At 41.8% G+C, this 14,562-nt stretch carries 12 protein-coding genes and 1 other annotated feature; of the genes, 11 read left to right on the plus strand and 1 reads right to left on the minus strand.

Annotation, left to right across the window (positions count from 1 at the left end):
• Nucleotides 1–11: 11 nt before the first annotated feature.
• The 7 genes from mglC (at nt 12) to HNQ82_RS10085 (ending at nt 8,963) form a co-directional block, all read left to right on the plus strand.
• On the plus strand, nt 12–1,031 hold the full coding sequence (gene mglC, locus HNQ82_RS10055) for a galactose/methyl galactoside ABC transporter permease MglC (protein ID WP_183249285.1): 1,020 nt from the start codon (nt 12–14) through the stop codon (nt 1,029–1,031).
• A gap of 142 nt (nt 1,032–1,173) precedes the next feature.
• The gene (locus tag HNQ82_RS10060; protein ID WP_183249287.1) at nt 1,174–2,355 is read left to right on the plus strand and encodes a galactokinase; all 1,182 of its coding nucleotides are present in this window, start codon (nt 1,174–1,176) and stop codon (nt 2,353–2,355) included.
• Nucleotides 2,352–3,338, plus strand: coding sequence for a UDP-glucose 4-epimerase GalE (gene galE, locus HNQ82_RS10065; protein ID WP_183249289.1), 987 nt, complete (start codon nt 2,352–2,354; stop codon nt 3,336–3,338). Before HNQ82_RS10060 ends, galE begins: the two co-directional genes overlap by 4 nt.
• 3 nt (nt 3,339–3,341) lie before the next feature.
• Entirely contained in the window at nt 3,342–4,853 is a 1,512-nt protein-coding gene (gene galT / locus HNQ82_RS10070) for a UDP-glucose--hexose-1-phosphate uridylyltransferase (protein WP_183249291.1), read from the plus strand.
• A 17-nt stretch (nt 4,854–4,870) separates the two neighbouring features.
• Nucleotides 4,871–6,814: a beta-galactosidase gene (locus tag HNQ82_RS10075; RefSeq protein ID WP_183249293.1), complete on the plus strand. Its 1,944-nt coding sequence runs from the start codon at nt 4,871–4,873 to the stop codon at nt 6,812–6,814.
• 18 nt (nt 6,815–6,832) lie between these two features.
• Nucleotides 6,833–7,852, plus strand: a complete 1,020-nt coding sequence (locus HNQ82_RS10080; RefSeq protein ID WP_183249295.1) for a LacI family DNA-binding transcriptional regulator — start codon at nt 6,833–6,835, stop codon at nt 7,850–7,852.
• 58 nt (nt 7,853–7,910) lie between these two features.
• Entirely contained in the window at nt 7,911–8,963 is a 1,053-nt protein-coding gene (locus HNQ82_RS10085) for an aldose epimerase family protein (RefSeq protein ID WP_183249298.1), read from the plus strand.
• 35 nt (nt 8,964–8,998) lie between these two features.
• On the opposite strand, the gene sspI is transcribed toward HNQ82_RS10085, so the two are convergent.
• A complete protein-coding gene (gene sspI, locus HNQ82_RS10090; protein WP_032100298.1) occupies nt 8,999–9,208 on the minus strand; it encodes a small acid-soluble spore protein SspI in 210 nt (69 codons plus the stop codon).
• Nucleotides 9,209–9,291: 83 nt separating this feature from the next.
• On the opposite strand from sspI, the gene msrA reads away from it, so the two are divergent.
• From msrA to pheT, 4 genes are all read left to right on the plus strand, one after another.
• Nucleotides 9,292–9,816, plus strand: coding sequence for a peptide-methionine (S)-S-oxide reductase MsrA (msrA, locus tag HNQ82_RS10095; RefSeq protein WP_042534097.1), 525 nt, complete (start codon nt 9,292–9,294; stop codon nt 9,814–9,816).
• Nucleotides 9,813–10,565 carry a TrmH family RNA methyltransferase gene (locus HNQ82_RS10100; protein ID WP_183249300.1) on the plus strand — a complete coding sequence of 251 codons (753 nt, stop codon included), beginning with the start codon at nt 9,813–9,815 and terminating at the stop codon, nt 10,563–10,565. Before msrA ends, HNQ82_RS10100 begins: the two co-directional genes overlap by 4 nt.
• Before the next feature lie 70 nt (nt 10,566–10,635).
• Nucleotides 10,636–10,871: a binding site (T-box leader), on the plus strand.
• A 48-nt stretch (nt 10,872–10,919) separates the two neighbouring features.
• Entirely contained in the window at nt 10,920–11,954 is a 1,035-nt protein-coding gene (gene pheS / locus HNQ82_RS10105; protein WP_183249302.1) for a phenylalanine--tRNA ligase subunit alpha, read from the plus strand.
• A gap of 15 nt (nt 11,955–11,969) precedes the next feature.
• The gene (pheT, locus tag HNQ82_RS10110; protein WP_183249304.1) at nt 11,970–14,384 is read left to right on the plus strand and encodes a phenylalanine--tRNA ligase subunit beta; all 2,415 of its coding nucleotides are present in this window, start codon (nt 11,970–11,972) and stop codon (nt 14,382–14,384) included.
• Nucleotides 14,385–14,562 lie beyond the last annotated feature (178 nt).

Here is a 14,562-nt window from a genome sequence, read left to right on the forward strand (position 1 = left end):
AGGATGAGGAGATGACTCAAGATATAAAAAACTCAGCCGTTATAAAGTGGTTTGTCGATAATGTTATATACGTAGTTTTAGTACTTCTTGTGGCAGGAATTGTTGTTATATCTCCTGACTTTTTATCGATTACGAACTTAATTAACATACTAAGTCAGTCATCATCACGGATCATTATTGCACTTGGCGTGGCGGGAATTTTAATTACTGCCGGTACAGATTTGTCGGCAGGAAGAATGGTTGGACTTGCAGCAGTAATTTCTGCTTCTCTTCTACAAGCACCAGATTATGCATATAAAATGTACCCTAATTTACCTGAATTGCCTTTATTTATACCTATTTTAATTGCTATGATAGCAACAGGGGTGTTAGGTGCGTTAAATGGTATTATCGTATCAAAATTTCATGTTCCGCCTTTTATTGCTACGTTAGGGATGATGATCGGGGTGTATGGAATCACGTCTATTTATTTTGATCGTCCGCCTTATGGAGCCCAACCGATTGGTGGATTAAGTGAAAGTTTTATCAAATTTGCGCAAAGAGGCATCCCTGTTGGTCAATATGAAGTTCCTTACCTTATTATTTATGCAGTAGTTGTATCCATTATTATATGGGTTATTTGGAATAAAACAGAGTTAGGGAAAAATATGTATGCAATCGGTGGTAATCCAGAGGCTGCCAAAGTTTCAGGAGTAAATGTGACGAAAAACCTTATTATTATTTATACAATTGCAGGAATTCTTTATGGTTTTTCTGGAACATTAGAAGCTGGACGAGTAGGTAGTGCTACAAATAATACTGGAAATATGTACGAATTAGATGCAATCGCAGCTTGTGTAGTGGGAGGAGTTTCACTATCTGGGGGTATCGGGACCGTTTCGGGTGTAATAGCGGGAGTTTTAATTTTTCAAATTATTAACTACGGTTTGGCCTTTCTTGGGGTAAGTCCATATATCCAATTTATTGTGAAAGGTTTAATAATCATTTTAGCTGTAGCATTTGATATGCGTAAGCACGCTAAGAAGAAATAATATGGTGAAAAAGTAAGGTGTCTCAGTTATACACTGAGGCACTTTTATTGTACAAGTAAAACGAATTGAAAGAAAAACACTTGTTTTTACTAAAAAATTAACTAAAATATTTACTATAAAGGTATTTTAGGGAGTGAGAGTAATGGATAATGATTTAATAATGGATTTCATTAATCTTTTTGGCGATAACGATAAAAAACTCTACACCTTCTTCGCCCCAGGTCGTGTGAATTTGATTGGTGAACATACAGATTATAACGGGGGATATGTGTTACCTTGTTCATTGCATATCGGAACGTATGCAGTTGCTCGGTTAAATGATGATGGGATTATTCGGCTCTATTCTAAAAACTTTCATGAAGATGGAATTGTCTCTGTGACAAAAGACGAACTGGCATATGACGAGCGCCATGGATGGGCGAATTATCCGAAAGGGATTATCCAAGCACTTATGCCGAAAGGTGCACAAAATGGGATTGACGTCCTATACTATGGCAACATTCCAAACGGGGCGGGGTTGTCTTCGTCTGCGTCGATTGAGCTTGTTACTGCCGTCATGTTGAACCATTTGTTTCAACTAAACATCGAGATGTTGGAATTAGTGAAAACGAGTCAACAAGTAGAAAACGAATATATCGGTGTCAATTGCGGCATTATGGATCAATTTGCGGTTGGAATGGGGAAAGCAGGGCATGCGTTACTACTCGATTGCCAAACGCTTCAATACGAATATTTGCCACTTTCTTTAGAAGATTATTCGATTGTGATTGCCAATACGAATAAAAAGCGCGGCTTAGCTGACTCAGCATATAACGAGCGACGCGCAACATGTGAACAGGCGCTTGCAAAATTAAAGAACTATGTACGTATCCATTCACTCGGGGATTTAACGATTGAGCAGTTTCACAAATATGTGCACGTTCTGTCACCGCTAGAACAAAAACGAGTGCGGCATGTTGTTTCGGAAAATGAACGGACGAAGCAAGCGGCTTTGGCTTTACGACAAGGAGATTTGCATACATTTGGACAATTGATGCGCCAATCACATGAATCGTTGCGTGATGATTATGAAGTGACAGGAAAAGAACTAGATACGCTCGTTGAAACGGCATGGAAACATGAAGGTACAATAGGAGCACGTATGACGGGGGCAGGCTTTGGTGGTTGTACTGTAAATATTGTAAAGGACGATCATATCCCATCATTTATTGAGGAAGTTGGTCGAATGTATGAAATGGAGATCGGCTATGCCCCGAGTTTTTACGTAGCGAAAATAGGTGATGGAGCAAAACGGCTTAAAAAAGAAGGAGAGGACATGCAATGATTCTTATTTGTGGGGGAGCAGGATATATTGGGAGTCATGCGGTATATCGTTTCATTGAAAAAGGAGAACAAGTGGTTGTCGTTGACAATTTGCAAACAGGGCATCGAAAAGCTGTTCATCCAGATGCGCTTTTTTACGAGGGCGATATTCGTGATCGTCACTTTTTAAGCGACATATTTAAAAAGCATGAAATAGATACCGTGATTCATTTTGCAGCCAACTCGCTTGTTGGTGAAAGTGTGAAACAGCCGTTAGCTTATTACAATAACAATGTTTATGGGACAGAAGTGTTGCTTGATGTGATGAATGAACATGGTGTAACACAAATTGTTTTCTCATCAACGGCCGCTGTATATGGAGAACCAAAACAAATTCCTATTCAAGAGGAAGATGAGACAAATCCTGAAAGCCCATACGGTGAAACGAAACTAGCGATGGAAAAGATGATGAAATGGGTGAGCGTTGCACACGGGATTCGTTATATTTCTTTACGATATTTTAATGTTGCTGGAGCGTACGGAACGATGATTGGCGAAGATCATCGTCCAGAAACACATTTAATTCCCCTTATTTTACAAGTACCGTTAGGAAAACGGGAAGAGATTCATATTTTTGGAGATGATTACGATACGCATGATGGCACGTGCATTCGTGACTACATTCATGTGTTAGATTTAGTAGATGCTCACATGTTAGCGGTACAAAAACTAAGAAATGGTGGAGAAAGTGACATATACAATTTAGGGAATGGTAATGGCTTTTCTGTGAAAGAAGTCGTCGAAGCGGCACGGCACGTCACAGGACATTCAATTCCTGCGAAAATCATATCGAGACGACCTGGAGATCCTGCGCGTTTAGTCGCTTCATCGGAAAAAGCAAAACGTGAACTCGGGTGGAAACCGATATACACATCCATCGATGAAATCGTCGCTTCCGCGTGGGATTGGCATCAAGCGAATCCGAACGGATATGAAGAGGTGTAAATGATGGTGAACATTTATGAAGAAATTGAAGCGCTTATTCAATATGCGCTCCATCATCGTTTAATAGAACGAGAAGATGTCATTTATACGCGCAATCGTATATTAGCGTTGTTAAAATTGGACGAATGGCAACAAGTTGACATGATGCCTTTCTCGAATCGCCCACTTGTGTCCATCTTACAACGTATAATCCATTGGGCTGAAGAACATGGACAGTTTGTTGGAAAAACCGTTACAGATCGTGATTTATTTGATACAGAAATAATGAATTGTTTTGTGGCGCGTCCATCAACGATCATTCAAACATTTTATGAAAAATACAAAAGCAATAAGCAGGAAGCAACAACTTGGTTTTATGAGCTTAGTCAAGCGTCGAATTACATTCGCGTAGACCGAGTGAGGAAGAATAGACGGTGGAAAGCGCGTACGAAATACGGAGATATGGATATTACGATTAACTTATCTAAACCTGAAAAAGATCCTCGGGATATTGCCCGCATGAAAGAAACAAAAGAGCAGCATTATCCTACTTGCTTGTTATGCATCGAAAATGAAGGGTACGCAGGAACAATTCGTCATCCTGCACGGGCGAACCATCGGATCATTCCTGTTGAGTTATGTGGAGAACGTTGGTTTTTTCAATATTCACCTTACGTTTATTACAACGAGCATTGCATCGTACTTCGCGATAAGCATGTACCAATGAAAATGGAAAGAAAAACGTTTGAACGGTTGCTTCATTTTGTCGATCAATTTCCGCATTACTTTATCGGCTCCAATGCGGATTTACCAATTGTAGGCGGATCAATTTTATCACATGATCATTTTCAAGGTGGACAATATACATTTGCGATTGAAAAAGCTCCATCTGATTTTACGTTTACATTGCCAGCTTATCCTCATGTACAAATGAGCATTGTTCGTTGGCCGATGTCAGTTATACGTATACGTGGAGCAAAGCACGATGTACTACAAGCGAGTGATTTAATTTATAAAGAGTGGCAAACATATAGCGATCCTCAAGTGGATATATATGCACAAACAAACGGTGTACCTCACAATACAGTCACGCCCATTGCTCGTCGACGTGGGGAGTTGTACGAGATGGACATCGTGTTAAGAAACAATCGCACATCCACGCAACATCCGTACGGTATTTTTCATCCACATGAGGAGTTGCATCATATTAAAAAAGAAAATATCGGTTTAATCGAAGTGATGGGGTTAGCGGTATTGCCTAGTCGATTAGCGGACGAATTAGAAGGTGTAGCGCTATATTTGAAAAACAAAACAACGAAAGAACAATGGGAACCGTCATTACTGAAACATTGGGAATGGGTGCAAGACATCATGGAAAGACATTCTGTCATCGATGATGTGCATGAATTATTAAAAGAGGAAGTAGGGAAACGATTTGAGCAAGTGCTCGAGCATGCAGGTGTATTTAAACGAACGGAAGAAGGAAAAGAAGCGTTTCATCGGTTTATTCGTCATATTCAAGAACGAAATCACTAAAGATGGGGGAGAGAAACGTGTATATCGGAGTGGACTACTATCCGGAATATTGGCCAAAAGAAATGATTGAAGAAGATATTCAAGGAATAAAAGCGCTTGGAGCTAACATCGTTCGCATCGGGGAATTTTCTTGGCACTTAATGGAACAAACAGAAGGAAATGTGGACTTCTCTTTTTTTGATGAAATAGTAAAAAGGTTGAAAGAAAACGGGCTTTCCATTATGTTTGGTACGCCGACAGCGACATTTCCTGCCTGGTTAGCAAAAAAACACCCAGATATTTTATCAAAAGACGAATATGGACGTACTCGTGTTTTTGGAGGACGAAGACAATATTGTTTTAACTCGAAAACATATCGCTTATATGCAGCAAATATAACGGAACAGCTTGTTACACATTACAAAGATGAGGAAGCGATCGTTGCTTGGCAAATCGATAATGAATTTGGACATGAAGGAAGTGACATGTGTTATTGTGAACAGTGTCATCGTGAGTTTCAACAATTTTTGCAAGAAAAATATAAGCACATTGATGCGTTAAACGAAGCGTACGGAACAATTTTTTGGGGACAGACGTATAACGATTTTTCAGAAATTCCAATGCCAACAAAAACAATCACAACGCATAATCCGTCTTTGCAGCTAGATTGGGCTCGTTTTCGTTCGTTTTCCGTCAATCGTTTTGCTCATGAAATGACAAACATTGTGAAAAAACATAAAGGATCACATCAGCAAGTAACGACAAACGTATCTGGCGGATTTTTTTACAAATGGTTTGACCATGAAGAAAATGTGCGCCACATGGACTTCGTGTCTTATGATAACTATCCGGTATGGGGAGGGCTAGACGAGCCAATTTCTCCTGCAGCGATTGCGATGAGCCACGATTTCAATCGTGGGTTGCTCGGGAAAAATTATTGGATTGTTGAAGAACTGATGGGAGCGCAAGGGCATGAAATGATTGGATATTTACCGCGACCGAATCAAGCAAAAATGTGGTCGTATCAGGCGTTCGCTCACGGATGTACGAATATGTTATATTTTAGTTGGCGCGGAATGGATCGAGGAGCAGAGCAATTTTGTTATGGGATTGTAGATCATAGTAATATACGCGGAAGAAAATATAAAGAAGTACAATCTGTTTTTTCACATGTTCCGAAATTTGAACATGTGTTACAATCGCCTATTCAAGCAGATATAGCTGTCTTATATGATTACGACAATATTTGGTCGTGGCGCTTTCAGCCACAAAGCAAGGCGTTTGATTTTACAACGGAACTTCTTCGGTTATATGAGCCGTTTTATCGTTTAAACGCAAACATTGACGTCATTCCTGTGTCGCGTGATTTTTCAACATATAAAGTACTCCTCGTTCCAGTGTTACAAATCATCGATGAAACATTAGCCGAAAAATTGAAAACGTTTGCCCGATCTGGTGGGACGATTATATTTTCTTTCCGAACAGGATTAAAAAACAAACAAAACAACATCCATTTTAAACATATATTACCTGCATATGTGAGTGACCTTGTCGGTGCGTATATTCACGAAGTGGAATCGCTTGCACATCGTCATGTTTCGATTGTTGGTGAGGGGCGATGGAAAGGTCGAAAAGCGATGTGTTCCGTTTGGCGCGACTTGCTTGAGCCGACAACAGCCAACGTGTTATATCGATATGACGATCCATTTTATCCACTTGCTGCGATAACAGAAAATCAATATGGTGATGGGAACGTGTATTATATTGGTGGTGGAATAGACCGCCATGTTCTTGATGATCTCGCCAAAGACATTGTGCAAAAACATCACATATGGCATGTACAAAGTGACGAGGGTGTCGAAGTATATCGACGTGTATGTGATGATGGCGAGTATATGTTCGTCCTAAATCATACAGATCAAGAAAAACAATTTCGCGATTTGATTCTCAAACCGTATGATAGTCAAATTGTTAAAATTTAGCATAAAGGGGATGCAGCGATGGCTACATTGAAAGAAATTGCAGAGAAAGCAGGGGTGTCGGTTGCCACTGTATCGCGCGTGTTAAATTATGATACGACGTTATCCGTCTCGGATGAAACGAGAAAACGTATTTTTGAAATTGCCCAAGAGCTCAACTATAAAACGCCTAGGGAACGCAATCAAGTTGGTGCAAAAGAAAGACTGCGTTTTGGCGTTGTCAACTGGTATTCTGAATCTCAAGAACTTGACGATCCATATTATATGGCAATCCGCCTCGGTGTAGAAAAAGAATGTTTTCATCGCCAAATTGAGCTCGTCAAGTTGTTTAAGAAAGATGGTTCGTATGAATCAGAATGGTTAACAGGCTTAGATGGAATTATTGCTGTTGGAAAGTTTGGGAAACAAAATATTGACTTATTCACATCAGTCACAAAACATATTGTTTTTGTTGATTACTCTCCTAACGAAGATCGCTTTGATTCTGTCGTTGTTGATTTTCGGAAAGCAACTGCTCGTGTTCTTCAATATTTAATGGATCTCGGTCATAAGCATATTGGCTATATTGGAGGACGCGAATATGTCGACGATGGTCAACTGATTCAAGATGAGCGTGAACGTACATTTTATGAATATTTATATTTGCGCGGGATGTTCATGCCAGAGTACGTATTCACCGGGCGTTTTATTGCTGAAGATGGATATATGTTAATGAAACAAGCACTTCAGCTACCAAATCGTCCAACTGCGTTTTTTATCGCAAGCGATTCGATGGCGATTGGAGCGTTGCGGGCGCTACATGAGGCTGGAATTGATGTGCCAAACGAAGTGGCTATCGTAGGCTTTAACGATCTTCCTACATCGAAATTTGTTCAACCACCGTTATCTACCGTGCAAGTTTATACGGAATTTATGGGAGAAACAGCTGTTGAGTTGCTTGTTGAACAAATTCAGACGAAAAGAGAAATTCCGAAAAAAATTGTCGTTCCAACGAAACTTGTTGTAAGAGAAAGTAGCTGTGCCCATACAGTAAAGAAATAGCTTCCACTTTGGTGAGAGCTATTTCTTTTATGATATTAGTAAAAAGGAGTACAAAAACATGAAGCTTGTACAAGAGCGACGAACAGAAATCAACGGTCACCCGATCATCGCATTTACGCTTGCAAATGATCATGGAATGGAGATCACTTGTTTAAACTACGGTTGTATGATTACAAGCATACTTGTTCCTGATAAAAATGGAAACTATGAAAATGTCGTTTTGGCATTTGATGAATTTTCTTCTTATTTGACAAACCGTCCATACTTAGGAACTGTCATCGGGAGGGTAGCGGGAAGGATAAAAAATAGTTGTTTTGAATTAAATAGGAAAAAATATAAGCTATATGAAAATGAAAACAAAAACCATCTACATGGTGGAAAGAAAGGCTTTCATCATGTTATTTGGCAAGCAGCAGGATTCTCAAAAAAAGAAGAAGTCGGTGTACGTTTTTTACATCGAAGTGTTGATGGAGAAGAAGGATATCCAGGAAATGTTGATGTACAAGTCACATATACGTTAAATAATCAAAATGAGCTCATCATTTCTTACCATGCCATTTCAGATCAAGACACTCCGCTTACATTAACAAATCATACGTACTTTAATTTAAGCGGTAACGCACAAAGAGATATTTTGCAACATGAATTGAAAATAAAAAGTGATCGATTTTTACCATTAGATCACGAATTTATCCCGACTGGAGAAATAAAGGATGTAGCGGGTACACCTTTTGATTTGCGTCAAGGGAAAACGCTAAAAGAAGTCATCAATTCAACAGATCCGCAAATTTGTTTCGTCGGGCACGGATATGACCATCCATTCGTGTTAAATGCTCATTATGAGGAAGAAATCGTCTTGTTCGATCCGAAAAGCGGACGGACATTAGTAGTCGAAACAGACGAACCAGGGGTCGTAGTATACACAGGAAATCATCTTCCTAATGGAGAAAAGATGAACGGTGTACTTTCGAGAAAATATTTAGGCATTTGTTTAGAAACACAAGCGTTACCAGATGCGGTACATCATCCACATTTTCCGTCTTGCATTTTGCGAGCAGGAGAAGTGTATTCATCGACGACAAAATATGCATTTCGTGTGTCATATGAATAGGGGCGACAATGTGAAAATAGCCTTCAACGCGAAGGCTATTTTTTTACGGCTTCTTCTAATGTGGCAAGCATTGATTGTTTTTGTTCCTCTGTTGCGTGATTCCATAACGCTTCAAATAAAACGCCAAGACCAGGTAAATATTTTTCTTCGCCTTGTTGAATCGCATCAACGATCGTATGCTCAAGCTGGTCTTTTGAGCTGTTTGCGACGTTTGCCATGACGGCACCGCGTAAATTAAAGTCCATTGTTTTCACTCCATTCTTTATGTATTGCGTAAGTAGTTTTTGCTATAATGGTAACTACTATTCATAAAAGAGGAGAGAGAAACATGGAAAAAGCAACATTTGCTGGCGGATGTTTTTGGTGCATGGTCACTCCGTTTGAAGAACTTGACGGCATTTATGGCATTGTTTCCGGATACACAGGCGGTCATGTGGAACATCCGACGTACGAACAAGTGAAAACAGGAACGACAGGACATTATGAAGCGGTGCAAATTACGTTTGATCCAGATGTGTTTCCGTATGAAAAATTGTTGGAGTTATATTGGTGTCAAATTGATCCAACGGATGACGGTGGACAATTTCATGATCGTGGTCCACAATATCGAACAGCGATTTTTTATCATAATGAGCGACAAAAAACATTAGCGGAGCAATCGAAAAAACAACTAGAAGAAAGCGGACGTTTTTCAAAACCGATTGTGACAAAAATTTTACCTGCGACAACGTTTTATCCAGCAGAAGACTATCATCAAAATTACCATAAAAAAAATCCGAAACATTATAAAGAAGACCGCGCTGCCTCAGGCCGCGATGAATTTATTGCGAAACATTGGGGGAACAACGAGTGAAACGAATTGAATCGCCGAAAAATGAGCGAGTAAAGCAATGGAAAAAACTTTTAACGAAAAAAGGACGCGACAAAACCGGTCTGTTTCTCATTGAAGGGTTTCATTTAGTAGAAGAGGCGGTCAAAAGTGGCGTTCATATCGAAGAACTGATTGTTGCGGAGCATGCGATCATCCCAGCAACTTGGAACATTGCCCATATTCCGATGACGATTGTGATCGACGATGTGATCAAAGCGATTAGCGATACAGAAACACCGCAAGGCATCGCAGCGGTATGTAAACAACTGCATTGGAACATTGATCATATACAAACGGCATTGTTCATTGACGCCGTACAAGATCCCGGGAATGTAGGGACGATTATTCGCACAGCAGATGCTGCAGGAATAGACGTTGTCGTTGTTGGGGAAGGAAGTGCAGATGTATACAATGCAAAAGTGATTCGCGCCACGCAAGGTTCGTTGTTTCACTTCCCTGTTATAAAAGGAGATATTGGGCAATGGATCGCTCGCTTCCAAAACAAGCATATCCCCATTTATGGAACATCGCTTCAAAATGGGGTAGACTACCGTTCTGTATCTCCTTCTTCATCGTTTGCATTAATTGTTGGAAATGAAGGAAGCGGAGTAAGCGATAAGTGGCTACAACAGACGGCAACAAATTTATATGTGCCGATTTACGGGAAGGCAGAATCGTTAAACGTAGCCGTTGCAACAGGGATTTTACTTTACCATTTGCAGAAAAAATAAACACATGTTTGTATCACCACCTTGCACCTTATTGCCTATTTGCTTATAATAAATGAAGAATTTCATCATACAAAAAACGATGATCGAGAAGAGTAACTTGCCGATCGCCATTCAGGGAGAAAACGCCATAGACTGCGAGCGTTTTTATGGTAGAAGCAAGTGAATTCACCTCGGGAGTTGGCGCTTGGACCATTTTGCGCATGCAAAATGTAAAGGCGTTCCGGTGTAAACCGTTATCTGAATGAAGTGAGCTATGCGAACGACATGGCTAACAAGGGTGGTACCGCGAGTGCACTCGTCCCTTACTTAAGGGGCGAGTTTTTTATTTTTATACATAACAAGGGAGGGTATTCCATGAAAGAGCGGTTACAACAGCTTCAACAAGAAGCGCTTGAAAAAATTGAACAGGCAAATGATTTAAAAGCGCTCAATGATGTGCGTGTGGCGTATCTCGGCAAAAAAGGACCAATTACGGAAGTGCTACGCGGGATGGGGGCGCTGTCGCCTGAAGAACGTCCAATTATGGGAGCGCTTGTCAACGACGTGCGTGAAGCGATTCAACGAGCGTTAGAGGCAAAGCAAGCAACGCTTGAACAAGCAGAAGTCGAGAAAAAATTGGCGTCTGAAGCGATTGACGTGACACTTCCAGGGCGCCCGATCAGACGCGGCAACCATCATCCGTTAACGCGCGTTATTGAAGAAATTGAAGATTTGTTTATCGGCATGGGCTATACGATTGCTGAAGGTCCAGAAGTAGAGCAAGATTATTACAACTTTGAAGCGCTCAATTTGCCAAAAGGTCATCCTGCGCGCGATATGCAAGATTCGTTTTATATAACAGAGGAAATTTTATTGCGTACGCATACGTCACCTGTGCAAGCAAGAACGATGGAAAAACATCAAGGGCGCGGTCCTGTAAAAATCATTTGCCCGGGAAAAGTGTATCGCCGCGACAACGATGATGCAACGCATTCCCATCAATTTACACAAATCGAAGGACTTGTTGTAGACGAAAACATTCGCATGAGCGATTTAAAAGGAACGTTACGTGAATTTGCGCGCAAAATGTTTGGCGAAGATCGCGATATTCGCTTCCGCCCAAGCTTTTTCCCATTTACAGAACCGTCTGTTGAAGTCGACGTTTCATGTTTTAATTGCGGCGGAAACGGTTGTAGCGTATGTAAAGGAACAGGTTGGATTGAAATTTTAGGGGCAGGGATGGTTCATCCGAACGTACTTGAAATGGCAGGATTTGATTCGAAAAAATATACCGGCTTTGCGTTCGGTATGGGTCCGGAGCGTATTGCAATGTTAAAATACGGCATTGATGATATTCGTCATTTTTATCAAAACGACATTCGTTTCTTACAACAATTTCATCGGGTGTAAAAGGAGGGGTTGGCGATGTTCGTTTCATATAAATGGCTACAGGAATACGTTGATTTAGCAGGCATTACCGCAAAAGAATTAGCCGATCGCATCACGAAAGCAGGCATTGAAGTAGAAAGCGTCGAGGTGCGCAATAAAGGAATACAAGGTGTCGTCATCGGACATGTACTTGAGCGTGAACAACATCCGAACGCCGATAAATTAAGTAAATGTTTCGTCGATATTGGTGAAGGAGAGCCGGTGCAAATTATTTGCGGGGCGCCGAACGTCGCAAAAGGACAAAAGGTCGCTGTTGCTAAAGTTGGTGCCGTATTGCCTGGCAACTTTAAAATTAAACGCGCCAAACTGCGCGGTGAAGAATCGAACGGCATGATTTGTTCGTTACAAGAACTTGGCGTGGAGTCAAAGTTAGTGCCGAAAGAATACGCCGACGGCATTTTCGTTTTCCCAAGCGATGCGCCAGTCGGAGCCGATGCGCTACAATTACTTTACTTAGATGACGAAGTGCTAGAACTTAGTTTAACACCAAACCGTGCCGATTGTTTAAACATGATCGGCGTCGCTTATGAAGTGGCAGCGATTTTAGGAAGAAGTGTAAAGCTTCCGACAATCGAACTTCACGAAAACAGCGAAAGCGTTCACGATTATATTTCTGTCCGCGTCGATGCGCCAGAAGACAATCCGCTATACGCAGGACGCATCGTGAAAGACGTGAAAATTGGTCCGTCTCCGCTTTGGATGCAAGCGCGCTTAATGGCGGCCGGCATCCGCCCGCATAACAATGTCGTTGATATTACGAACTACATTTTACTTGAATACGGTCAGCCGCTTCATGCGTTTGACTACGACCGGCTCGGTTCAAAAGAAATCGTCGTTCGCCGCGCAAAAGCCGGTGAAACGATCGTGACGCTTGATGATGTAGAGCGCACGCTGACAGAAGAGCATCTCGTCATCACAAACGGGAAAGAGCCTGTCGCTTTAGCTGGTGTGATGGGCGGTGCGAATTCGGAAGTATGTGATGAAACAGTAAACGTATTTATTGAAGCGGCATATTTTAACGGGGCGACGATTCGCCAAGCGGTCAAAGATCACGGATTGCGCAGCGAGTCGAGCACACGCTTTGAAAAAGGAATTGATCCTGCGCGCACGAAAGAAGCGCTTGACCGCGCAGCTGCGTTAATGGCGGAATATGCTAGCGGCGAAGTCGTTGGCGGCGTTGTCGAAGTCAACACGCTAACAAAAAAAGAAGTCGTCGTTACGATTACGTTAGATCGTATCAATCGCGTGCTTGGCACAACAATTACGAAAGAAGAAGTCGCAGGCATTTTGACGAACTTGCAATTTACATTTACAGAACATGACGGTACGTTTACGATTACTGTTCCGTCACGTCGTGCAGATATTACAATTGAAGAAGACATCATCGAAGAAGTGGCGCGTTTATATGGATACGACCATTTACCAGCAACATTGCCGATCGGCGAGGCAAAGCCTGGGAAACTCACGCCATATCAAGCAAAGCGTCGCCACGTGCGCCGTTATTTAGAAGATGCGGGCTTGTTCCAAGCGATTACGTACTCGCTCACAAACGAAGCAAAAGCGACGATGTTTGCGCTTGAAACAGCTACACCAATTCGCCTAGCATTGCCGATGAGCGAAGAGCGCAGCGTCTTACGACAAAGCTTAGTGCCACACTTGCTAGAGGCGGCAAGCTACAACCGCGCTCGCCAAGTCGAAAACGTCGCGCTATATGAAATCGGCTCGGTATACTTAGCTAACGGCGAACATGAACTGCCGAACGAAAAAGAACGTCTCGCAGGCGTTCTGACAGGTGTATGGCATGCCCATTTATGGCAAGGAGAGAAAAAAGCAGTTGATTTTTATGTCGCAAAAGGCATTGTAGATGGCTTGTTTGCGTTGCTAGGATTAGAGAGCCGCATCGAATACAAGCAAGCAAAACGCGAGTACCTTCATCCAGGACGTACAGCCGATATGTTGTTGGACGGCAAAACAATCGGCTTTATCGGTCAGCTACATCCGAACGTGCAAAAACAATTTGATTTGAAAGAAACGTACGTTTTTGAGCTAGACCTTGAAGCTTTATTAAAAGCGGAAGTAGGTGACATTCGCTATACAGCGATTCCACGCTTCCCGTCGATTACGCGCGACATTGCCCTTGTCGTTGATGAGCATATCGTAGCAGGTGACCTCGAGCGAGCAATTATTGAAGCAGGCGGAGAGCTATTAAAAGAAGTAACGATTTTCGACGTTTACAAAGGCGACCGCCTTCCAGAAGGAAAAAAATCGATCGCCTTCTCGCTCCGCTACTACGACCCAGAGCGGACATTAACAGATGAAGAAGTCACAAACGTTCACGAACAAGTGATCAAAGCGGTCGAACAACAATTCGGCGCCACATTGCGCGCATAAAACGAATCCCCCATCTAATGCATAAGCATTGGATGGGGGTTTTTATGTCCTTGTCGGATCGGTGAGGGCGTTTTTTGTCCAGTCCGCCAAAATTGGCGGGCGCACCGTCAAAAAAATGGCGGGGTTCCGACACAAGTTGGCGGTGAAGGAGGGAGAAAATGGAGGTATAATGAGGTTG

Origin of the sequence: Anoxybacillus tengchongensis (assembly GCF_014201585.1) — a bacterium.
GTDB lineage: Bacteria > Bacillota > Bacilli > Bacillales > Anoxybacillaceae > Anoxybacillus > Anoxybacillus tengchongensis.

Bases quoted from the DNA above. Each gene is read 5' to 3' on its own strand.
- mglC (WP_183249285.1), top strand. From the start codon at position 12: ATGACTCAAGATATAAAAAACTCAGCCGTTATAAAGTGGTTTGTCGAT.
- HNQ82_RS10060 (WP_183249287.1), top strand. From the start codon at position 1,174: ATGGATAATGATTTAATAATGGATTTCATTAATCTTTTTGGCGATAAC.
- galE (WP_183249289.1), top strand. From the start codon at position 2,352: ATGATTCTTATTTGTGGGGGAGCAGGATATATTGGGAGTCATGCGGTA.
- galT (WP_183249291.1), top strand. From the start codon at position 3,342: ATGGTGAACATTTATGAAGAAATTGAAGCGCTTATTCAATATGCGCTC.
- HNQ82_RS10080 (WP_183249295.1), top strand. From the start codon at position 6,833: ATGGCTACATTGAAAGAAATTGCAGAGAAAGCAGGGGTGTCGGTTGCC.
- HNQ82_RS10085 (WP_183249298.1), top strand. From the start codon at position 7,911: ATGAAGCTTGTACAAGAGCGACGAACAGAAATCAACGGTCACCCGATC.
- sspI (WP_032100298.1), bottom strand. From the start codon at position 9,208: ATGGACTTTAATTTACGCGGTGCCGTCATGGCAAACGTCGCAAACAGC.
- msrA (WP_042534097.1), top strand. From the start codon at position 9,292: ATGGAAAAAGCAACATTTGCTGGCGGATGTTTTTGGTGCATGGTCACT.
- pheS (WP_183249302.1), top strand. From the start codon at position 10,920: ATGAAAGAGCGGTTACAACAGCTTCAACAAGAAGCGCTTGAAAAAATT.
- pheT (WP_183249304.1), top strand. From the start codon at position 11,970: ATGTTCGTTTCATATAAATGGCTACAGGAATACGTTGATTTAGCAGGC.